Raw genomic sequence first — 22,816 nt, forward strand, 5'->3', positions numbered from 1 at the left:
TGCCATGGTCATAGCGTGATTTCCTCCGTGTCGGCGCCGACGGCCGAGTGTTGTTCTGTCACCAGCTTTCGCTCCAGCTGCGCCATGACTTGATCGATCAGTTCGTCCAGCGAGGAGCCGTCGATCAAATGCGTGATGGCGACGGACACGCCCAGCGCGCGCTCCAATTCGTTGCGCAATTCCGCGCCGGTCAGCGAGTCGACGCCCAGGTCCAGCAGCGAGGACTGACGCGGCAAGGCCGCCGGGCTGGACAGCACCGCGCGCAATTCCGCCTCAAGATAATCGGCGACCAGCGCGCGGCGCTCGCCGGCGGGACGGCCGCGCAGTTGGTCGAAAGAGAGGGTCCGCGCGCTCGCGGCAGGCGCGGGGCCGATCAAGCCTTCAATCAGGCGCGGCAGATCGGGCTGCGCCGCGATCCGGTCCAGATCAATCGAGGCGGCCACCAGGTGTGGCTCGCCCGAGAACGCCTGCTCCAGCGCGGCGAAGGCCTCGCCTTCGCTCAGCGGGTTCAGGCCTCCGGCGCGAATCCGTTCCGCCGTCTTCGCGTCGGCCGCGCCCATGCCCGCCGCCCAAGATCCCCAGCCTATGGACAACGCCGGCCGCGCGCGCAAGCGTCGCCGCTGCGCGAGCGCGTCGAGATAGCCGTTGGCGGCGGCGTAGGCGGCCTGCCCGTGACGGCCCACCGCCGCGGAGATGGATGAATACAGCAGGAAGAAGTCGAGCGGTTCGCCCTCGGTCAGGCGGTCCAGCAAGACCGCGCCGCCGGCCTTGGCGCTCAGGGTCGCGGCGAAGGCCGCGGCGTCCAGCGCGTCCAGCGTCGCGTCCCGCACAATGCCCGCACAGTGCGCGACGCCGCGTATCGGCCTGCCGGCCATGGCGAGCGCGCCGCGCAAGGCGACCTCGTCGGCGACGTCGGCCGCCGCCACGCGGACCTCGACCCCGTCGCCGCGCAGACGGGCGCAAACGGCCTTTGCGGCGTCGCCGGTTTCGCCGCCGCGGCTGATCAACAGCAGATGGCGCGCGCCGCGGCGGGCCAGCCAGCGCGCGGTCGCGAGGCCCAAGGCGCCGGTGCCGCCGGTCACCACATAGGCGGCGTCGGCGTCCAGCGCTGGCAGCGCGGCCGCCGCGCCGGCGCCTGCGCGCCGCAGCCGTGGCGCCAGCACGGTGGCGCCGCGCACCGCCAGTTGTTCCTCGATGGCTTCATCGGCGAGCAGCGCCGCCAGTGTGTCGAAGGAGGCCGGCGAGCCGTCGATATCGATCGTGCCTCGCCAGGCTCGACCCTGTTCGCGCCGCGCGACGCGCACCGCCGCGTTCAAAGCGGCGAGGACGGGATCGACGTCCTCCGCCGGCCCGGTCGCCGCCCCGCCGCGCGTAACCACGGCAATGGACGCCGACGGCGTCGCGGCGCGCTCGCGCGCCAGCGCGCTCAGCAAGGCGCCGCGACGCGCGACGGCCTCCACCGCGTCTTCGCTCCCGGACGCGCGGTCGAAAGCAAGCACCAGGCTGGCGGCGCCCGCGCAGCGGATCGCGTCGATCTCAGCAGCCGCGATCACGCAGCGTTCGCCGGCGGCTTCCAGCGCGCGCGCCACTTCCGCGCACAAAGCCGGATCGCCGGCGACAATCCGCTCGCCCGATCGGCGCGCGCCGGCCGGCGATTCCACCGGCTGCCAGGCGATGCAGTAAAGCGGCGACTCCGCGGTCGCAGGCCCTTCGTCAACCCAGTAAGACTGACGGTCAAAGGCATAGGCCGGCAGCCGCGCGACGCGGCGGCCGGCGCTGGCCGGCGCTGGCCAGTCAACCGGCAGGCCAGCCACATAGCGCCGCGCCAACGTGTCCAGCCGCTCGGCCGGGTCACCGCCCGCCTCGGTCTCAGGCGGCGCCGCGTCGCGGCCGAACGGCATCCCGCCGCACACGCCGCTGTGGACGGCGGCGTGCTCGCCGCGCGCGAAGCGGCTCAACTCGCGCGCCATCTCCTCCGCGCTGGCGGCCGTCAGCGCGAGCCGATGCGGAAAATGCGAACGCGCAACGCGCGACGCGTGGCAGGCTGCCGCCCACGCCGAGGCGTCGAGTCCGGCCAGATGGTCCGCAAGCCGCGCCGCGTTGCCGCGCAGCGAGGCGTCGGATTTCGCGGAAACGACCAGCAACTGCGCGCCTTCGCCCGCGCTCGCGGCCGTTTCGCCGGCGGCCTCGCGCGGCGGCGCGACTAGCACCGCGTGCGCATTGGTGCCGCTGAAGCCGAAGGAGCTGACGCCCGCGACGCAGGGCGCGTCTCCGCCGTCTATGCGTTCCGCGCCGAGCGCGAGGCGCAACGGCAGGGTGTCCCATTCAATGCCGCGGTTGGGCGTGCGCACATGCAGCGTGGCGGGCACCACGCCATGGCGCACCGTCAACGCCGCCTTGATCAGCCCGGCTATCCCCGCCGCGCCTTCAAGGTGGCCGAAATTGCTCTTGATCGAACCCAACAGCACGCGATCCGCGCGATCGCGGCCGGCAAACACGGAGGCCAGCGCCGCCGCTTCTATCGGGTCGCCCAACGCGGTGCCGGTGCCGTGCGCCTCCACATAGTTCACCTGGGACGCGTCGATGCGCGCCGCGCGCAGAGCAGCCCGCACCAGCTCGCGCTGCGCGTGCTCATTAGGCACCGTCAGGCCCGCGCTGCGGCCGTCGTGATTAACGGCCGAGCCGGCGATCAGCGCGTCTATCGTGCGCCCGGCGGCCTCGGCATCGGCCTGCCGCTGCAACACCACCACGCCGCAGCCCTCCCCGCGCACGAAACCGTCCGCGCCGTCGTCGAAGGAACGGCAACGGCCGCTGGGCGACAACATATGCGCCCGGCACTCGGCGGCGGTGGACAGCGGCGACAGCACCACATTGACGCCGCCGACGATGGCGATATCGCACTCGCCGGCGCGCAGCGCATTGCACGCCAGGTGCACGGCGACCAGCGACGAGGAGCACGCGGTGTCTATCGTCAGCGTCGGCCCGTGCAGGCCCAGCGCGTGCGACACGCGGCCCGCCAGCACGCTGGGCGCGTTGCCCGAGGCGGTGTAGAGATCGACATCATCGGCCCGACGGAAGCGGTGCGCGTAGTCCTGATGCATGACGCCGGCGAACACCCCGGTGGCCGAGCCTTTCAGTTCCGCCGCCGTCATGCCGGCACGCTCCACCGCTTCCCAAGTCACTTCAAGCAGCATGCGCTGCTGCGGATCCAGCATCGCCGCCTCGCGCGCCGAAATCCCGAAAAAGCCGGCGTCGAAGGAAGCGATATCGTCCAGAAAACTGCCGGTGCGGCAATAGATGCGGCCCTTCGCATCCGGGTCTGCGTCGAAGTAGCGCTCGGCGTCCCAACGCTGGGCCGGCACCTCGCTCACGCCGTCCGCGCCGTCAAGCAGCCCCCCCCACAGCGCCTCCGGCGAATCAACGCCGGCGAAGCGGCAAGCCATGCCGACCACGGCGATGGGCGCGTGCCACCGCTGCTCTGCGCCGTCCAGCTCGCGCTGCAAGCGCTCTATCTCGCGCAGCGCGTTCCGCATCAGCATCGTCGTGTCGATTTGGCTCATCGCGCGCCCTTTCTATTCAGTTCGTTCAATTTCGCGGACAGCATTTCCACGATCTCCTCCTGCGACATCGGGGCGGCGTCCGTCCGCTCGTCGATCTCGGCCGCGGGCGCGGCGGCTGTCGCCTCCGCGTCGGCCATGCCGAATACCGTCTGCGTCAGATGGTCCGCCAGCGCGGCTATGGTCGGATTCGAGAAAATCACCGTGGTCGGGATGGCGCGGCCGAAACGCTTTTCCAGCAGTACGCGCAGATCGGTGATCAGCAAGGAATCCAGGTCGTAGTCGAACAAGGAGCGCTCGGGGTCCAGCGAGGCCAGCGGCGTGCCCGTCACCAAGGCCGCATCCTCCGCCAGCAGTTGGAACAAGCGGTGTCGCCGTTCGTCCGCGGGCAACGCCAGCAGTTCGCTGACCGAGGAAGTGGAGCCCGCGCCCGGCTGCGCGGTGGCGATGCCGGCGAAGCGGCTGGCCGGCACATGCGGCGGCCATTGTTCGATCAAGCGCCCCCAATCGATGGGCAGCAGCACGAGATGGGCTGGTAGATCCGCCCCCAGCGCGATCTCGAAAGTGGCGCGGCCGCATTCGGCCTCGATCTGGCCGATGCCCAGCTGCGCGAGACGCCGCTTGGCGTTGGCGCTGGAGCGGGCCAGCATGCCCACGTCCTGCCACGGTCCCCAGGCGATGGACAGCGCGGGCAGCCCCTGCTCGCGGCGGCGCGCCGCCAGCGCGTCGAGGTAGGCGTTCGCCATCGCATAGGTGGATTGCCCCGGCGCGCCGAAGGCGGCGGCGGCGGAGGAGAACAGCACAAAGTGTTCCAGCGGGTAAGCCAGGGTGCGCTCATGCAGCAGCCAGGCGCCGCGGGCCTTGCCGGCCAGAGTGGCGGCCAGCGACGCCAGCGTGACGTCGCCGACCAGGCAGTCCTCCACCACGCCCGCCAGATGGCAGATGCCGCGCAGCGGCGGCATGGTCGCGTCGATCTCGGCCAGCAACACGTCGACGTCCGCCTCCACCGCCACATCCGCCTGCCACACCTTCACCTCCACGCCGTCGCGGCGCAGCGCGGCCAGCGCCGCCTCGGCCGCGGCGTCGGCCGGCCGGCGGCCGGTCAGCACCAAGGCGCGCGCGCCCAGCGCGGCCAGCCAGCCCGCGACGCGCAGGCCGAGTTCGCCCAGCCCCCCCGTGATCAGCCAAGTGGCGTCGGCCGAGAGCGCGAGATCGGCCCGAAGCGGCAGCGGGCGTTCCTCGAAGCGCGGCGCGGTGACCGCCTCGCCCTTGACCGCGACTTCGGTCTCGCGCTCGAAGTAATCCAGGCCGCGGCGGATCGCCCGCGCGTCGCCCGCGTGCAGCGCCAGCGTCTGCAGATGTGGCGTTTCCATCGCCACCGCGCGCGACAGCGCCTGCAGCGGCGCCGAGGCCGGCGCGTCCGGCGCCAGCGCCAAGGCGATGCGGCAAGGCCGCTCGCGCCGCGCGGCCGTGGCGAACAGTTCCAGCGCCCCGGCGTAAACCGCCGGTGCCGGCGCGTCGCCGCGCGTCTCCAGCCCGCGGCAATCGACGATCAGGCCCGCCTTGTCGAAGGGAATATCGTTCACCGCCGCCACCACGACGGCCTCCTTGCCTTCGTCGCGCAGCATCGCCGCCAGCCCTGCCGCCGTATCCCCCGCTCCGCTCAGGATGGCGATGGACGGCGGCAGCGCGGCGGCGTCCCCGCCCGCCGCGTCGCGCCATTCCACCGCATAGCCCTCGCGCAGCGGTTCGACGCGCAGCAATTCATTGCGGGTCACCTCGCGCGACTCCAGACCGGTCATTTCGAGCAGCACCTTGCCGGCGTCGAACAGACTGGCCTGCCCCCGCTCGGCCGACGCGTGACAGCGCATCCCGGCGCCGGTCCGCCCGTGCAGCGCCAGCCGCGCGATGCGCGTCGGCACAAAAGCCTTGCTGCCCTCGGGCCGCGCGGCGGCCGCCACCAGCTGCAACACCGAATCCAGAATCCCGGGATGCAACAACCAACCCGCGTCGTCGGCGTCGGCCCGCATATCGCAAGACGCGTCGCCGTCCCCGACGACGATGTCCGACAAGCGCCGGAAGGTCGGCCCCATCACCACGCTGCGCGCGCGCAGCCAGCTATCCATCAGCTCGGTGGAGATCGCTTCTCCGCGCACCGGCTCCGCTGGCGCGGCGCCCGGCGCCTCGCCGGCGTCCACCCTGGCCGTCGCGTGGACGTCGGCGGACTCCAGCGTCAAGACCGTGGCTTCGAAGCCGTCGCCGTCGCGCACCAGCTGCAACTGGACTTTGCGCGCCGCGTCCGGCGGAATCACCAAGGCGGCAGGGAAACGCAAATCGCTCAGCACGCAGGCGTCCGATCCAGTCAGCTCGCGCGCGCCGTCGGCGATCATCACCGCCAGCGCCGCACCGGACACCACCACTTTGTCGTAGATCACATGGTCCTGCAGGAAGGGCAAGACGGCCACGCTCCACTCCGCGTCGAAGATGGTCGCGTCCAAGGCGGGCGCGTCGGTGCGCCGTCCGAGGAAGGGCGTCGCGCCCGCCGCCAGGAAACGCGGCGCGCGGTCTATCCAGTGACGCTGGCGCTGGAAGGGATAAGTCGGCAACGCCACCCGGTTGCCGTCGCGGTAGTGCTGCGCGAGATCCAAGGCCACGCCCGCAGTCCACAGCCGCGCCAGCGCGTCCGGAGAGGCAGGATCCAGCGACGCCATGCCGGCGCCCGTGCCCAACGCCGTGTCGCCGAAGTCCAACACCCGTTCCGCGCCGGCGGCCTCCAGCGCCTCGGCGGCGTCGGCGGCGCTAAGCGCCATCCCCGCGCGCGCCAGTTCTTCCCGTACCGCCTCCTCACTGTCCAGCGGCAGGCCCGAGGCCGCGCTGATCCACAACAAGGACGGCGCGACGACGCGCTCCGCGCGGCGCTGCCGCGCATCGTCAAGGCTCAGCGCACCCGCCGCGAAAGCCGCGGCGAACACACCGTCGCCCGTCGCGCACACACTGGCCGGAACGACGCCGCTCGCTTGCCACAGCTGCACGCGGGCGAGCACCGCGTCCAGATCGCCCGCGCCGCCGAAGGCGAAGCTGACTTCCGGCGCGCGCGCCGGCGTTTCCGCCGCGATCACGCCCGCATCCGGCTCGCCGGCGGCGAAGGCGCGCAGCGCGCGTATCAGCGCTTCCCGGGATTCGGCGCGAAACGCCGCGCGCTTCTCCCAATGACGCCGTCCCAGAGCCGCCGTCAAGCAAACGTCCTCTATCCTCAGCTCGGGATGGCCGTCGAGGAAGTCCGCGTAATCCGCGCACAGCGTGGGCAAGGCTTCGCCGCGCGCCGACAACAGCAAGAGCGGCGCGACGTCCGCCGTGCGCGGCGCGCGCGGCGGCGCCGCTTCTATGATCACGTGGGCGTTGGTGCCGCCGATGCCGAAGGAGCTGACCCCCGCGCGCCGCTGCGGCGCGTCCCAGCGCGCGGTTTCCGTCGGCAGGTAAAACGCGGCGTCGCCTCGCAACGCGTCTATCGCGCGCTCCGCGCCGACGGCGGCCGGAATCCGCCCATGCTCCACCGCCAGCGCGGCCTTGATCAGCCCGCAAGCGCCCGCCGCCGCGTTCAAATGCCCGACGTTCGCCTTCAGCGTACCTAGCGCGCAGCGCGCGCCGGAGCGCTCGCCCAAAGCCACGCCCAGCGCCGCCAATTCGACCTCGACTCCGATCGCCGTGCCCGTGCCGTGCGTCTCGACATAGCCGATCGACGCGCCGTCCACCTCGCTGAACGCCAGCGCCTGGCGGATCACCTCCTGCTGTCCTCGCCCGCCGGGCGCGGTGAAACCCACCTTGGCCGCGCCGTCGTTGTTGACCGCCCCGCCGCGAATCACCGCCATGATGGGATCGCCGTCGGCCAGCGCGTCCTCCAGGCGGCGCAGCACCACCACGCCGGCGCCGTTGCCGAAGACCGTGCCGCTGCTGTCCGTGGTGAACGGACGGCAGGCACCGTCCGCGGACAAGATGCTGCCCTCCTCGTACACATATCCCTGCCGCTGCGGCAAAGCGACGCTGACCCCGCCCGCCACCGCGAAATCGCATTGGAAGCTCAACAGCCCCTGCATCGCCTGGACCACGGCGACGAGCGAAGTCGAACACGCGGTCTGCAAGCTGATGGCCGGGCCGCCGAAGTCGAGCCGGTACGCAACCTGGGTGGCCAGATAGTCCTTGTCCACGCCCACCCATTGCTGCAGATAGCGGTTGGGCGACGCGCGGTCCAGCCGGTCGCGCACATGGTCGACGAGATAATCCACGCTGGCCGAACCGGCCCAGACGCCGACGCGCGCGCCGCGCGCCGCGCCGTGACCGGCGCGCTCCAGCGCCTCGTGCACGCATTCCAGGAAAATCCGCTGCTGCGGGTCCATCGCCGCCGCCTGCGACGGCGGAATGCCGAAATAGGCGGCGTCAAACTGGTCGACGCCGTCCAGCGGACCGCCGGCGCCGACGAAGCCGGGCTGGGCCAGCACCGTCTCCGGCACGCCCTCGCGGCGCGCCGCGTCCGCGCCGAAGCGTTCGATCGCGACCCGGCCGTCGGCTATCATCGACCAGAACTGTTCCAGGGTGCTGACGCCGGGCAAACGGCAACTGGCGCCGATGATCGCTACGGCGTCCACGGGTGTTGAATGAGTCATTACAAAGCCTCCTTGCGTGCGCGTACGCGCTGTCGATAGGCGCGCGCGCCGTCGACGTCAATCATTGGGGAAAGGTCCGCGTCGCCCGAATCGGCGCGCTCGGCGAGCGCCCGTATCGTGGCTAGCGAAAAGAAATCGACCAGCGGGGGAACCGCGACGCCGCGCGACGCCAACAGCGCGCGCAGCCGCACCACGTGCATCGACGTGGCCCCCGCGTCGAAGAAACCCTGCTGCGGGTCTATCTCGACGCCGACCACCTCGGCGAAGGCGGCCAGCATCGTCGCCTCCAGCGAATCGTCGCGCCGCGCGGCGGCGGCGGGCTTCGCCGGCGCGGGAGCCGGGGCCGCCAGCTCGGCGAGACGCGCGCGGTCCACCTTGCCGTTCGCCGTTAGCGGCAAGGCGTCCAGCACCATCACGTGATGCGGCTGCATATAGGCGGGCAGATGCAGCACCAGTTGAGTGCGCACGGCCGCGACCACGTCTCCTTGATGATCCGGCAGCGCCACCACGTGCAGCTGGATCACCGTCGCGTCCTTGCGCCGGGCCACCGAGGCCACGGCGCGCGCCAGGCAGCCGGCGCGCATCGCGGCCGCTTCGATCTCGCCCAGCTCGATCCGATAGCCCTGCACCTTGACCTGCCCGTCCATTCGTCCGAGCAGCTCAAGCTCGCCGTCGGGCTGCCAGCGCGCAAGATCGCCGGTGCGGTAGAGCCTGCGGCCCTCGGCGTCGATGAAGAAACGACGCTTGGTTTCCGCCTCGTTGTCCAGATAGGCGAGCGCGAGGCCGCGACCGCCCAGCAGCAGTTCGCCCACCACGCCGTCCGGGCGCTCCCGACCGTCGGGCGCGCGCACGAAGCATTGCTGGTTGGACAGCGGCCGGCCATAGGGAATCGACGCCAGCGCCGCGTCCTCGGGAGCGATCGGATGCACCACCGACCAGATCGACACCTCCGTCGCCCCACCCAGGCTGATGGGCTGCAACGCCGGAAACGCGTCGCGCAGCCTCCCGGCCAGGCCGGGCGCGATCCAGTCGCCGCTCATCAGCGCCAGGCGCAGATGCGGCGAACGCGGCGCGGACACTTCCAGCATCAGTTCCAGCACGGCCGGCACGGAATTCCAGATGGTGACCCCGCCGTCGCAGAGCGCCTGGGCCATCGCGTCGGGGTCCCGAGCCCGCTCGGGGAAAACCACCTCGCCGCCGACCGCGAGCAGACCGAAGATGTCGTAGACCGATAAGTCGAAAGCCAGCGAGGACACGCACAGCGTGCGATCCGCCGGGCCGACGGCGAAACGCTCGTTGATGTCGTCTATCGTGTTCGCCGCGGCCTCGTGCGCAATCAACACCCCCTTCGGCCGCCCAGTAGAACCGGAAGTGAAAATCACGTAGGCCGCGTCCCCGGCCTCAAGGGCCTGGGCCGGACCCGCGTCGCCGCGCGGCAGCGGCAAATCAAGACGCAACGCTTGCACCGGCAGCGTCCAGCCGCCCTCGCTCACCACCGCGTGGCGGGCGCCGGCTTCGCCGAGCAGTTCCTCGATGCGCGCGGCCGGCCAAGACGGCTCTATCGGCAGATAGACCGCGCCCGCCATCACGATGCCCAACAGCGCCGCCACCGCCCGCGGCCCCGGCGCGACGATGGCCGCCACCACGTCGCCGCGGGCCACGCCGTTTTGCCGCAGCGCGCCGGCGATGTCCTCCGCCTGGCGCAGCAGCTCGCCGTAGCTCAGCGTCGCCGCGCCCTGCCTGACCGCGACGGTCTCCGGCGCGGTCCGCGCCTGCCGGACGATGGGCGTTTCCAGCCGGCGCGGCGCGCGCTCCGCCTCGGTGGCGTTGACGGCCGCGCGCCGCGCCGCCTGCTGCGGCGCGAGCCGGGTCACCGTCGGCCGCTCAAGGGCAGCGGCTTCGGTCGCCATCGTTTCCAGCGCGCCGAGGAAGGCGTCGAACATCGCGTCTATCATGCCCTCGGGGAACAACTGGGCGACGAACTCCCACATCACCAGCAGCCTATCGCCGCGACGGCCGAGAACAGCGTGCAAGGACACCTGCGGCGTCGGATTGGCCATATCGACCACGCTGCCGATGCCGTCCAGGATGGCCAGATCGTCCGCCGGGTCGCCGGACAACAAGCTGGTCAGCACTACCGGCATCAATACGGGCGCGCCGTTGCGGCGGCTCAACTCGCGCAGGATAGACACCCCGGAGCACCAGGGCGCGTCCAGATCCGCCCACACTTGCCGCTGCACCTCCTGCGCGAACGCGGCAAACGACTCATGGCGCTCGCTCAGCGACAGCAAGGCGTTGCTGGTGTAATCGCCTATCGCCTGCCCGGCCTGCTCCGCCCGCGTGTTGCAGGTCACATTGAGCGTGAACGCGTGCGCCGCCGTCCACAGCCGCAAGGTATCGGCGAAGGCGGCGATGCACAGCGAAGTCAACGTAACGCCCAGCGCCTGAGCGCGCGCCGCCAAGGCGGCGGACAGGGCGGCGGGCAATTCACGGCGGCGGTCGGTGAAGCGCGGTTCGGCCACATCGGCCAGCGCCATTTTCATCGGCAATTCAGGCGCGGGCGCGATGGCTTCAACCCGACGCAACCAAGCCTCGCGCTGCTCGCCGGTCGGTGCCGCCGGCGTCATCGGCGTAATGAGTTGCGCCGGAACATCGCCGGCCGCTCCGCGCGCCAGTTCGGCCATCAGTTGCAGAAAGCTGCGCAGATCTCCAGCCAACAAGCTGAGCCGCATGTGCAGGATGGCCGTGCTGTCCGTCAGACGGGTCACCGCCGCGACCACGGGCGGTCCGTCGCGCTCGGCCAGGCTCGCGCGCGTCGCGTCCAGGCGTTCGGCCGCCTCCGCCGCGTCGAGTCCGCGCAAATCCTGCGGCGGCAGCAAAGGATCGTAAGCGAGCGCGTCGAACACGCCGCGGCCGTCCGCGCCCACCGTCATCCGCAAAGACGGATGACGCGCAACCAGGCTCGCGAGACGCCGGCCCAATTCCGGCGCGCGCGCGGCGTCGATCTCGAAGTCCACTCGGATGTGCGGCGACACGCTGCCCAGCGGCACGCCGCCCTGCTGGCCTATCCAATAAGCTTGCTGCATCTCGGACAGCTCGAACGGCTCACCCGCCGCGTAGCCGCGAACCGAAACGGGCGCGGCGGTCCCGGCAAGCCGGACTCCGGCGGCGGCGATCTCGCGCCTCAGTTGCTCTGCCGAGAGCGCGAACAGCGTCGCAAACGACAATTCCACGCCGTGGCGCGCCCGCGCCATGGCGGCAAGCCGCGCGGCCGACAGCGAATCCAGCCCCAGATCAATCAGCCTGGCGTCGGGCGTCGCCGCCGCGCCTGGCACAAAACTCGAGATCTCGGCGAGAATCGCGTCGTCGCTCATGTCGGCCGCGTCGTCGGCGACGATGCTCAGCTCGCCGTTCAGCAGCGCGTCGCGGGTGGCGCTGCGCCGGGTTTTGCCGCTGGACGTACGCAGAATGCTGCCGCGCCGCAGCAGCGCGACGCGCGCCGGCGCCACGCCGTGTTCCCGCGCAAGCGCCGCGCGAATCACCGACAGGATCTCGCGGGCATCCGCCTCCTCGCAGCCGCTGCGCACCTCCGCGCCGATCAAAACCCCTTCGCCCTCCTCGCCGTCGACGGCGGCGGCGAATACGCGCCCCATTCGAATGGACGGGTGGCAGGCCGACACGGTGTCTTCGAGATCGTGGCTGTAAAAATTCCGCCCGCCGACGATGATCAAATCCTTCAGCCGGCTGGTCACGAACAGATCGCCGTCGTACAGGAAACCAAGATCGCCGGTTCGCAACCAGGCGCCGTCGTCATCGGCCAGCCTCGCGCCGAAGATCTCGCGCGATTCCTCAGGACGGCGCCAGTAGCTGTCGGCAACCGTGCTTCCCGCCACCCAGATTTCGCCGACGACATCCGCCGCGCACGGTTCCCTCGTTTCCGGATCGACAATCCGGACGCGCGTATCGATCAGACTCGAGCCGCAGGCCGCCAATTCAACCCCGTCCGCCTCCGGCGACACCCGGCCTCGCGCCAGCGCGTCTCGTCCGAAGCGCACGCCCCGCGTGCCCTCCCCGCAACGACCGGCGGTCACTTTCAGCGTCGCCTCGGCCAGGCCGTAGCCCGGCGCCACCACGGACGGTTTCAGTCCAAACGGCGCGAAGGCCGCCTCGAAGCGGCGCACCGTGTCGCAGCGCACGGGTTCCGCGCCATTCAGCGCGTAACGCAGCGACGACAGATCGGTCCCGGGCGCGAGATCCGCCGCGCGGTCCGCGCACAAGGCATAAGCGAAATTCGGCGCGGCGGTGTGGGTGCCCCGCCTCGCCTCTATGGCGCGCAACCAGGACATGGGCTGGGCGACGAATTTCTCCGGCGCCATCAAATAGGCGGGAAAACCGCATTGCAAGGGGGTGAGAATGCCGTACACCAGACCCATGTCGTGAAAGTACGGCAGCCAGCTGATCATCACGCTGTCCGCGTCGTGCATCGCGCCGCGATCAAGATCGTCTATCGTCGCCCACAGCCCGGTCTGCGTGACCACGACACCCTGCGGCGTGCGCGTAGAGCCCGAGGTGTACTGCAGCAAAACCGGACTGCCTTCGTCCGCGGCGCGCAGGAAAGGCGCGGCGCCCTCGGTCTCATCCGTGCGCATCCAGCGCAGGCCAGGCAAGGCGTCGCGCGCCTCGGCCGTCAGCGCGATGGCCGCACCGCAGTCCTCTGCGATCGCAAGCATCATGTCCCGGCTGTGACGCGGCGCCACCGGCACGGGAATCACGCCGGCCAGGCAGCAGCCGAAGAAGGCCGGAAGGAAATCGAGAGGTTCCTGATAGACCAGCATCACGCGATCGCCGGTCTCGGTCGCTTGCGCCAGACGCGCGGCGATGCCGGATGCCCGTTCGCACAGCGCCGCATAGCTCAGCGCGACGTTTTTCACCGGATCGGCCGACGCGTAGGCGAGGCGATCGGGACTCGCCTCCGCCCGCCACAGCAACTGCCGGGCGATGCTCAACGCTTCGCGATGCGGAAAAGCATGATGAACTCCGAACTTGTCAGCGGCGGATCTCCGCCGCGATGCGACCTCGGATGAGGAATACATTGCCTGACCTCCATGTATCGACAACTGCTCCGGAAAGACGGGGCGAGCGCCCATCGAAACAAGGCCGTACGGCCTAAATCGAGTCGTCGCGTCCCCCTCGCTGGGCCGACTTGCGCCGTCGCCCGGTCACGCTCTCAGCCGCGACGAATGCCGCGACGAGCACGAGGACCTTAAATACAGGCCGGGCCTTAGCCCGCCCCATTCAAGAAGCAGCCTTGCTGTTTTGATATATTCCGCCCTGTCGAAACCGTTTCTTCGACAGGCTGGAGAGGATCATCCCTTCGTTTTCACGTCAGGATGCGTGACGCGTGCGCGGCGATTTGCCTAAGCAGCGTTTGAATCAAGAGAATAGGATTTACAGTGTGTCTCATGCGCCGTAATCGGACTTTCTTTTGAGATGATTCGATATCATTTCAGCGATCAAACCATTGCGAATCAGCATTGCTTTACGCTTTGCACATCTATTTCCCCGTGTCGTCCAAAACCAGGAAAACGCAATGAATATTGACGCTCAAATTGTTTTCGTATAGATTTAATTGATCGCATCAATTCAAAAAATCCCATACGGGAAGAATTAAGCGTCAGCACTATACTGAAAGACCTCTAGGAAAAGCATCCCCCGAACTGCCAGTTACCACTTCAGCCGATTTACGGCTTATATTTTTTGAGTACGGATTTTCGCGGCGACATCAAAGATTTAAGCACCGCGGATGGGCCTATAAAAATAGCGCCGAGGTCGATCAATTAAATCTCAATCGGCCTGACAATTACGGCATAAACCACCAGTGGTTGTTCAATTAATTGATCCAATATCGGCAAATCTTTTATTAAAGAAAATAAATATAAGAATGACGTCCGATAGCGAAACAGCCGGCGCAGGCATAATCGTCATAATGTTCGGATCTCGACGAATGCCTATGACATATTGAATTTTCTTAATGATGCAGGTAGGACGGACAGACGGAAGGATAGAAGGGGAAAGCGAACCGAGGCCGGATGGCGGGAAGAGAGTGTGAAGCGCCGCCTCATGAGCGAGGCGGCGCGGTTCCGCTTAAGGCGCGGAGTGCGCGGAGACCTGAAGCGGCGGCTTACTCCTCGACGGCCTGAGAGCGCAGCAAAGCCGCTAGTCTGGCGATACCTATCTCGATGCGCTCCGGCGAGGCGTGGCTGAAATTCAGGCGCACATAGCCGAGATTCTGTTCCGGCTCGGGAAAGAAGGCTTCGCCCGGCATGAAGGCGACATTCTGCTGCAAAGCCAACGGCAGCAACTTGCGGGTATCCCTAAGCTGCTTCAGTTTGAGCCAGAAAAACAGCCCGCCTTGCGGCAGCTGCCAATCGGCCAAATCTGCGAAATGCCGCTGCAGAGACGCCTGCATCGCATCGCGTCCTACGCGATACACCTCGCGCAGATCCAACAAACGCTGCTCATGGCCGGGATCCCGCAACTGACGGGCGATGAACCACTGCGCCGGACGGTTGGTGTGCAGATCGGTCGCCTGCTTCAGGCGCATCAAATAGGGGTACAGCTCCGGCGAAGCGATCAGGAAACCAACGCGCAACCCGGGCGCCAGGGTTTTGGAAAAGGAGCCGGAGTAAATCCACGGCGCGTTCTTCAAATGGCTGACCAGCGGCGCCGGCGCTTCGCCGTCGTAACTGAGCGCGCGGTAAGGATCGTCTTCGATCAAGGGCACGCCTGCGGCGTCGATGGCGGCCGCCAGCGCTTGTCGGTCTTCAGCGCTGTAACAGCTGCCCGCCGGGTTCTGAAAACTGGGTATCAGGTAACAGCAGCGCGGCCGCGCCTGTTCCAACGCTGCGGCCAAGGCCTGCGGCTCCAGCCTGCCGTCCCGTTGCCCCACCGCATGAACGCGGGCGCCGAACAGCTTGAAAGCCTGCAAGGCCGCGAGATAAGTCGGCCCTTCGGTCACAACCGGCGTGCCGGGGTCGATGAACAGCTTGGCGCACAAATCGATGCTCTGCTGCGAACCGGACAGCACCAACACCTGCTCAGCCTCGCAGCTTATACCCATATGCCGCGCTTGCTCCGCGATCAGCTCGCGCAACTCCGGCTCCCCTTCGCTGGCCCCGTACTGCGCCATGGCCGCCGGCATCCCGGTAAAATCCAAGGTCGGCAAGCACTGGCTGGCCGGCAGGCCGCCGGCGAAAGAGATCATCTGCGGCTGTTGCGCCGCCGCCAGTATTTCCCGGATCAGCGAGCCGCTGAGCCGTTCGATGCGCTCTGAAAACATGGTACTCTGCATAAGCTTGTCCGCAGCTTTCTTACTAATGTCAATAATATTGACTCAATCTACCGACCACAGCAGGTTCCGTCAACATGGCTGACCTATCTCCGTCCGATGACATGCGCGCCGCCATGGAAGCCTTCTTCCATGCCTACAAAGCTTTCACCGATAAACCGGATGAAATGCTGGCCAAACGAGGCCTGGCTCGCGTGCACCACCGCATCCTGTTCTTCGTCGCCCGCTACCCCGGTTTGTCGGTCAAGGATCTGCTGGCTGCGCTGGGCGTGACCAAGCAGGCCATCAATATGCCGCTGCGCCAACTGCTGGAAATGGCGCTGGTGCAAAGCGTGGCCGCGCAGCACGACAAGCGGGTCAAGCAGCTGACGCTGACCCTAGAAGGACGCAAACTGGAGGAAGCCCTTCACCGCGAGCAACTGAAATTGCTGCAAGCGGCGTTTGAGCAAACCGGCAAGCCGGCCACCGCCGGCTGGATGCAGATCAACCGCACCCTGGCCGCGCAATCGCATCCCGACGACGCGCCGCCGCGCGGCAAAACTTGACCCTGTAGCCGCTTCATGGTTTGCAATACGCTGGCGAGGCCCTGCCTGCGCATTTCCCAGACCCACCGCGCCGCTCCGGCGCGCCGAGGAGCACGCCATGAATTGTCCCAGTTGCCAAGTCACCCTGCTGATGGGCGAGCGTCTGTCCGTCGCCATCGATTACTGCCCGCAATGCCGCGGAGTCTGGCTGGCCCCCGGCCAGCTTGAGCGCTTATTGCAAACTCAGGCCCCGGCATCCTCGGCGCCCCCCGCCGCCTACGCGCCGTCCGCGCATGGTCGCGGCCATGACGACGAGCGCCGCCGCGGGGGCCACCACGGCGGCAAACACGGCTGGCTGCGCAAGCTGTTGGACTGATTCCGCTCCGCCAAATAAGAAAACGGCCCGGACTGATGTCCGGGCCGTTCTCCCTAGCGTCTGCGAAAAACCTTAGTCTATGCGTTCGTAACGCACTTCCAGCACCTCGATGTCTTCGTCGCCGTCCGGCCCGCGAAACAGCACCGAATCGCCCTCGCGCGCCTTCAACAGCGTCCGCGCGATAGGCGAGATCCAGCTGATGCGGCCGCGCGCCAGATCGATCTCGTCCACGCCGACGATGCGCAGCAATTGCTCGCTGCCGTCGCCGCGCTCTATCAGCACAGTGGCGGAGAAGAACACCTGATCGGTCGCTTCCCGGGTTTCCGGGTCCACCACCTCGGCGATTTCCAAGCGCTTGGTCAGGAAACGGATGCGGCGATCGATCTCGCGCAAACGGCGCTTGCCGTACAGATAGTCGCCGTTCTCGGAGCGGTCGCCGTTGCTGGCCGCCCAGTTCACGACCTGCACCATTTCCGGCCGCTCGCGGTTGACCAGATGATAAAGCTCGTCCTTCAGCCGCTGCCAGCCGCCGGGCGTAATGTAGTTCTTGGTGGAAGCGGGCAGACGCCGCTCAACCGGAAGATCCTCTTCCGCCTCGTCGTTTTCCCTGGTAAACGCTTTGCTCATCTTCGTCCATCCATCCATGAAAAACGCCAGCCTCAACGGCCGGCGGCGGGTTCCAACAAGGCCAGGCAATGCGGCAGCAAGCCCTTGGGCTTCAGCTTGATCCGCTGCAACTGCTCGCGATCCAGCCATTCCAGCGCGTAATGATTGTCCGGCCCCATCTTGGCCAGCTCCGGCCCGCCCAGCCTGAGCTCCCCGGCGTGGCTGGCCGCCAGGAACACGTGCTCGACCCTGTCCTTGGCGTCCAACACGCACAGGCTGCCGCCCAGACGGACGTTGAGCCCGGTTTCCTCGCGCGTCTCGCGCACGCAGGCGATGGCCGCCGTCTCGCGCCGCTTGATGCCGCCGCCCGGCAACACATAATAGTCCTTGCCGGGTTTGAGGCGATGCATCAGCAGGATGCGCCCGCCGTCGACGATGGCGATGGAAGCGCGCTCGCGTTTGCCGCTCGCAAGCGGAGCCGGCGCGGAGACCGGCGCCGCGCCGCGCAAACGCGACCAGGCGCGGGCAGCCAGGCTCCACAACATGGCGCGCACGCTCAGCGGTGCGCCTTGGCCGAGGCCTTCTTGACCGGCGCCGCCTTCTTGCCGCCGGTGACGGTCAGATTGGACCACTTCATCACCGCGGCCACTTCAGCGGAGTTCAGTTCGTAAAACTGACCGCGCTTCAAGCGCGGGGGCAAGCCGATATTGCCGAAACGCACCCGGATCAGGCGGCTGACCGTCAAGCCGAAATGCTCGAACATGCGGCGCACTTCGCGATTGCGGCCTTCCTTGATCACCACGTTGAACCATTGGTTGGCCGCCTCTTCCGGGCCGCCTTTCTGGAAGACGCGGTCAAAACGCGCTTCGCCGTCTTCCAGCTCCACGCCGACCGTCATCTGCTTCATGATTTCCGGGGTCAACTCGCCCAGCACGCGCACCGAATACTCCCGCTCCACCTCGAAGCTGGGGTGCATCATGCGGTTGGCCAGTTCGCCGCTGGTGGTGATCAGCAACAGACCCGAAGTATTGACGTCCAGGCGGCCTATCGCCACCCAACGGCTGGATTTGGCCTGCGGCAGACGGTCGAACACCGTGACGCGGCCTTCCGGATCGTCGCGGCTGACGATTTCGCCTTCTTCCTTGTGATACATGATCACGCGCGGCAGGCGGTCCGGCCATTTCAGCTTGATCTGGTCGCCCTTCACCATTACGCGGTCGCGCGGGCCGACTCGGTCGCCCAGGCTGGCTTTCTTGCCATTGACCGTGACCTGGCCGGCCTCAATCCACTCTTCCATTTCGCGGCGCGAGCCGACGCCGGACGCCGCCAGCGCTTTTTGCAGTCGCACCGGTTCGATATCGTCCAGATCCACGCGGACTTCGCGCAGGCGCTTGGCCTTGTCCTTGATGTCCTGATTGGGGCTGCGCAAGCGCAGCTTCTTGGCCTTCTGCACCAATTGCGGCCTGCCGCCCTCCGGCTTGCCCTGACGCGGCGGCGCGCCGTTCTTGCCCGCGGCCGGCTGGCCGGCCGGCGCGGCGGCGTTTTTGTTGCCGAAGCGGCGCTCGTGATCCAGGGCCACATTGCCGTTGACGTCGCCGTTGCTGTCGCGCTGGTAGGTCGGCTTGTTGCGGCCTTGCGCCTGCTGCATCTGCTGCTGTTCCTGCTCGCGGCGGCTCAGCTTGAACAGCGGCGTGCCTTCGTGCATCAGCGGGTTGCCGTAAGCGTCGCGCGCGGCGCGGCCGTTCTGCGGCGCGCGGCCCTTGCCGCCGTTGGCGCGGGCTTGGCCTTGCCGGGCGTTGGCCTCGGCCGGCTGGCCGTTGCGGTTCTTGATCATGCCGCCCTGGGTCTTGCCGCGCGGCTGAACGCCGCCGGTGCCCGGCTGGCGCGCTTGGGATGTTTCGCGACCTTTGACACGCGCCACCGGCTGGCGGGCGTGATTGCGTTGTCCTTTAGACATATGTGCTTTGCTCTTTCCGTGCGAGCAACCGGCAGAATGTCGATGTTATTCTGCGATGGGCTCGAAATTATCCGCCTCATCGTCGAGGGGGATGTCGTCTGTGGCCGCTGCCGGGCCTTGATCCCTAGGCGCCGCCTCGGGCACTACCAGGCTTCCCAGCTCCGCCAATGGCGGCAGATCCTTGAGCGAGACAAAGCCCAAGTCGTCCAGGAATTTTCGGGTAGTGGCATACAAGCCCGGCCTGCCGGGTACGTCCTTGTGGCCGATGACTTCGATCCAGCCGCGTTCCAGCAGAGTCTGGATCACGCCGGTGGACACCGATACGCCGCGTATCGCTTCGATATCGCCACGGGTCACAGGTTGTTTGTAGGCGATGATCGCCAAGGTTTCCATTACCGCGCGCGAGTAACGCGGCGGCTTTTCCGGGTTCAAGCGGTTCAAGTATGGCGTGAACTCCGCTCGGGCGCGAAAGCGCCATCCCGACGCCAATTTGACCAGTTCGACGCCCTTGCCTCTCCAGTCGCTCTGGATATCGTCGAGGATGTCGTTGATCAACGCGGCTTTCACCTCTTCGGTGAACAGCTTTTTGAGCATGGCAACCGACAGAGGTTCCTGCGCGGTCAGTAACGCCGTCTCCAGCACGATCTTCAGATATTTTAGGTCGGTGATGGTGGACATTGAGCCGTGAAGCCGAAACACGTTTGCGCAGGAAACCGGACATTCTACATGAACTCTCCGTCCGGAGCTAAATTAATCCTTCCGCCATGTCGTCCCAAGCCGCCAGCGCGGTCAGGCTGTAACGCCGGAACGCTCGCCCTCCGTGCTCCATCGTTTCCAGCAACTGGCCTCCGCAGGCTTCCACCGTGCGCACCGCGGCAGGCCGGTCCGCCGGACAGACCAAGACCCAATTGCCGTGCGCGGGCTTCTCGCCCAGGGTCTGCACGTATTGCAACAGCACCCGGCCGTAGCCATGGCCTCGCCAAGCCGGCAGCACTTCGAAAGCGATATGGCCGATGCGCTCCACAATCAACGCGCTGTCGGCCAGCCGCTGGCGAATCGCGCCGATGATCTCGGTGCGGCCGTTGATCAGAAACCAGGTGCGGCAAGGCACCCAGCCTTCGGGCAGCGCCCGCCCTTCGGCGTGCTGCAGCAATTGCCCGAGCCAGGCGTCCGGGTCCGCTCCGGCTCGACGGTAATAATCCAGCCCTTCCTCATGACAGGCCAGGAAAAAAGGGCGATAGGCTGGCAGATGTTTCTGGTCGGCCGCTTCAATGTGCATGGCATGCTCTCGCAATGGATACCTGTATCCTAATCGCTGCCGCGCCAACATCAAGTGCAAATCGGCGCGCCTTCTCTTTCAGACCAGCGCTATCCTCACGTAAATGGGCTGATACGGCGCTTCCTGGCTCACCTTGACCAAGCCCTCCTTAACCAGCTCCAGCACCGCGATAAAGTTGACCACCAAGTGGGCGACGCCCTTGTCCGCGTCGAACAGCTCCTCGAAGGGCACGTACTCGCGGCCGTCCAGGTAGCGCAGAATCCAGCTCATCTGCTCGCGCACCGACAATTCGTCCTTCTCCACCTTGTGGTGGCGATGGTGGCGCGCGCGCGACAGAATCGCCATCCACGCTTGGCGCAGATCAGCCGGGCTGACGTCGGGCAGCCGCTGCTCGGCCGACTGCTCGATCAAGACCGCCAGCCAGGCGAAGTCGCGGTCGGCCTGCGGCAACTTGTCCAGCTCCAACCCCGCCAGCTTCATCTGTTCGTACTCCAGCAAGCGACGCACCAGTTCGGCGCGCGGATCGTCCGGCTCGCCCTCTTCGTCCAACTGCGGCCGAGGCAGCAGCAAGCGCGACTTGATCTCGATCAGCAGCGCCGCCATCAGCAGATACTCGGCGGCCAGTTCCAAACGCCCGTCGCTCATGGCGTCGATATAGGCCATGTACTGGACCGTGATGTCCGCCATTGGAATATTCAGCACATCCAGGTTCTGTTTGCGGATCAGATAAAGCAGCAGGTCCAGCGGTCCTTCGAAACTATCCAGGATCACTTGCAGCGCGTCCGGCGGGATGAACAAATCCTGCGGCACTTCCAGCACAGGCTGGCCGAACACGTGCGCAATCGGCACGCTGGCCGGCAATTCCGGCGCGGTCAGCTGAAAATCGTCGGCCGAAGATCCGGCTTCGGGAAGGGGGGGGTTGCTCATGGCGGCAAGGATACCAGCACTGGCAGGCTGCGTGGCGGAACTTGTCCGCCGCCCTGCCTTCCGTTCAAGCCTGCGCGTCGGCGGGCAGCAGCTCGTCTATCTTGATCTCCACGAATTGATAATGCGCGGTCTGCTGCAATAAGCGCACCGCGCGCACCCGGCATTCGCCATCGGCGCCCCGCAGATGAAACGGCCGCAAAGCCTGATACAAGCGCCCCGGCAACACCAGAATGCCGGAATGGCGGAAATGGCGCTCGGCCTGCATGCGCAACGCCGGCTCGAAGCCCCCCGCCGCATGGCTGGTGACCGCGGCGACTTCAACCGCCTGCGGCCGCTTTCCGATGAACTCTATCCCGCACTCGGTCTGCATGTCCTCGCCGCCGAAGCTGACCCAGCGCACCAAGCCCAATTGCCAGCCGAAGCCGCGGCGACGCAGCATCACCACCTCGCCGGCGCGCAAGGGTTGTTGCAAGGACTCTCCCTGCAGCAACAGGCCGGAAGCGCTGAGATTGCTGATCTGCAAACGGCAGGGCTCCAACTCTCCGTCGGCCGGCTCGCCGGCGGCCAGCCGCCAGCAACGCGGCAACAGGCTGACCAGCTCTACGGTTTCGGCGCCGAGCCGGCGCAGCCTGACGTGCCGCCGGCGGGGCGGCGCGCCCCACTCCTGACGCAGACGCGCCAGCAACCAGGCTTCGTGGCCGTCGTCCAAGCCCTGTCGCTGACGCTGGCGGCCCAATGCGTCCAGGCGTTCCAGCAAGCGACCGGCGTCCAGCCGCCACCACACGCCGTCGCCGTCCAGATCCAGCTCGGCGCAGAAGCGCGCCGGCCGGTCGGCGTCGGCGCGAAAAGCCAGCGCGCCGTCGTCCCCCAGCGGCTGATCCAACTGCTCCACGCGCAGCAAGCCGGCATGCTGCTCCAGCCATTGCAGCAGCAAGGCGATCTTGGCCGTCTCCAGCCGGTTGCTGGCGGTCAAACCCAACAACATCAGCCGGCGGTAGCTAAGCCCCGCCGCCGCGCCCACCGACGCCTGCCGCCCTTCCCAGCCCTGGGCCAGCGCGTAGGCGTACAAACGGTGGCAATCGCGCCAGAAGCCCTTGTGCAACGGCGCGTAGCTGCGCGCGTGCAGCGCCAGCAAATCGTAGCCGCTCGCCAGCGCCAGTTGCAGGGCTTCCAAACGCGGACGAGAGCTGGAAAAACGGCCGGCCTCCTGCGCGCTGAACGCCTGAGCCAGCAGCTTGCACTGCTCATGCCATTGCCGCAGCAATTGGCGGGCCGATTGCAATGCCGCGCGCGCTTCCGGGGTGCAGGACAGCTCCTGCCGCGCCGATGCGCGCTCCAGCCTGGCAGCCAGCGCGGCCAACGGCGCACGCAGCGCCTGCAGCAGTTGCAGGCGTTCCGCCGGCGCCACAGCAGAGCGCAGCCATTGCCCCAGCCACTGACTCGCCTTGTCCGCGGCGAGGGCGGCCGGCTGCGCCGCCAGCGTCTCCAATTGCGCCTGGATCGCCTTGAAGTCCAGTGCCGGCCAGGGGCCTTCCGGCAGGGCGTGAATCAGCGACAGTTCCATCATGACCAAGTCATAGC

At 67.6% G+C, this 22,816-nt stretch carries 13 protein-coding genes; 2 read left to right on the forward strand and 11 right to left on the reverse strand.

Going from position 1 to position 22,816, the window contains the following annotated elements; all coding sequences use genetic code 11:
* Positions 1-8: 8 nt before the first annotated feature.
* From HA052_RS10230 to HA052_RS10245, 4 genes are all read right to left on the reverse strand, one after another.
* On the reverse strand, positions 9-3,560 hold the full coding sequence (locus HA052_RS10230; RefSeq protein ID WP_166451858.1) for a type I polyketide synthase: 3,552 nt from the start codon (positions 3,558-3,560) through the stop codon (positions 9-11).
* Entirely contained in the window at positions 3,557-8,218 is a 4,662-nt protein-coding gene (locus HA052_RS10235) for an SDR family NAD(P)-dependent oxidoreductase (RefSeq protein ID WP_166451859.1), read from the reverse strand. The genes HA052_RS10230 and HA052_RS10235 overlap by 4 nt, the downstream gene beginning before the upstream one ends.
* A complete protein-coding gene (locus tag HA052_RS10240; protein WP_206118858.1) occupies positions 8,218-13,224 on the reverse strand; it encodes an amino acid adenylation domain-containing protein in 5,007 nt (1,668 codons plus the stop codon). Before HA052_RS10240 ends, HA052_RS10235 begins: the two co-directional genes overlap by 1 nt.
* Positions 13,225-14,399: 1,175 nt before the next feature.
* Complete coding sequence (locus HA052_RS10245; protein WP_240937331.1) at positions 14,400-15,569, reverse strand: aminotransferase-like domain-containing protein; 1,170 nt, start codon at positions 15,567-15,569, stop codon at positions 14,400-14,402.
* 74 nt (positions 15,570-15,643) lie between these two features.
* On the opposite strand from HA052_RS10245, the gene HA052_RS10250 reads away from it, so the two are divergent.
* Together HA052_RS10250 and HA052_RS10255 are read left to right on the forward strand one after the other, a co-directional pair.
* Positions 15,644-16,111 (forward strand): MarR family winged helix-turn-helix transcriptional regulator, encoded by a 468-nt coding sequence (locus HA052_RS10250; protein WP_206118859.1) that lies wholly within the window; start codon positions 15,644-15,646, stop codon positions 16,109-16,111.
* A 97-nt stretch (positions 16,112-16,208) separates the two neighbouring features.
* The gene (locus HA052_RS10255; protein ID WP_166451861.1) at positions 16,209-16,466 is read left to right on the forward strand and encodes a TFIIB-type zinc ribbon-containing protein; all 258 of its coding nucleotides are present in this window, start codon (positions 16,209-16,211) and stop codon (positions 16,464-16,466) included.
* A 72-nt stretch (positions 16,467-16,538) separates the two neighbouring features.
* On the opposite strand, the gene greB is transcribed toward HA052_RS10255, so the two are convergent.
* The 7 genes from greB to HA052_RS10290 all read right to left on the reverse strand — a co-directional run bounded on the left by greB (position 16,539) and on the right by HA052_RS10290 (position 22,802).
* Complete coding sequence (gene greB / locus HA052_RS10260) at positions 16,539-17,093, reverse strand: transcription elongation factor GreB (protein WP_107798531.1); 555 nt, start codon at positions 17,091-17,093, stop codon at positions 16,539-16,541.
* 32 nt (positions 17,094-17,125) lie between these two features.
* Entirely contained in the window at positions 17,126-17,617 is a 492-nt protein-coding gene (locus tag HA052_RS10265; protein ID WP_240937334.1) for an NUDIX domain-containing protein, read from the reverse strand.
* Positions 17,618-17,628: 11 nt separating this feature from the next.
* Positions 17,629-19,029: a pseudouridine synthase gene (locus HA052_RS10270; protein ID WP_166451863.1), complete on the reverse strand. Its 1,401-nt coding sequence runs from the start codon at positions 19,027-19,029 to the stop codon at positions 17,629-17,631.
* 45 nt (positions 19,030-19,074) lie between these two features.
* Entirely contained in the window at positions 19,075-19,707 is a 633-nt protein-coding gene (gene scpB, locus HA052_RS10275; protein WP_081547324.1) for an SMC-Scp complex subunit ScpB, read from the reverse strand.
* Between the two features lie 67 nt (positions 19,708-19,774).
* Positions 19,775-20,308 carry a GNAT family N-acetyltransferase gene (locus tag HA052_RS10280; RefSeq protein ID WP_081547322.1) on the reverse strand — a complete coding sequence of 178 codons (534 nt, stop codon included), beginning with the start codon at positions 20,306-20,308 and terminating at the stop codon, positions 19,775-19,777.
* 78 nt (positions 20,309-20,386) lie between these two features.
* Positions 20,387-21,235 carry a segregation and condensation protein A gene (locus tag HA052_RS10285; RefSeq protein ID WP_166451864.1) on the reverse strand — a complete coding sequence of 283 codons (849 nt, stop codon included), beginning with the start codon at positions 21,233-21,235 and terminating at the stop codon, positions 20,387-20,389.
* A 64-nt stretch (positions 21,236-21,299) separates the two neighbouring features.
* A complete protein-coding gene (locus HA052_RS10290) occupies positions 21,300-22,802 on the reverse strand; it encodes a cyclic-di-GMP receptor FimW-related protein (protein ID WP_166451865.1) in 1,503 nt (500 codons plus the stop codon).
* Positions 22,803-22,816 lie beyond the last annotated feature (14 nt).

The sequence above is a fragment of the Chromobacterium fluminis genome (assembly GCF_011602385.1).
GTDB classification, from domain to species: Bacteria; Pseudomonadota; Gammaproteobacteria; order Burkholderiales; family Chromobacteriaceae; genus Chromobacterium; species Chromobacterium fluminis.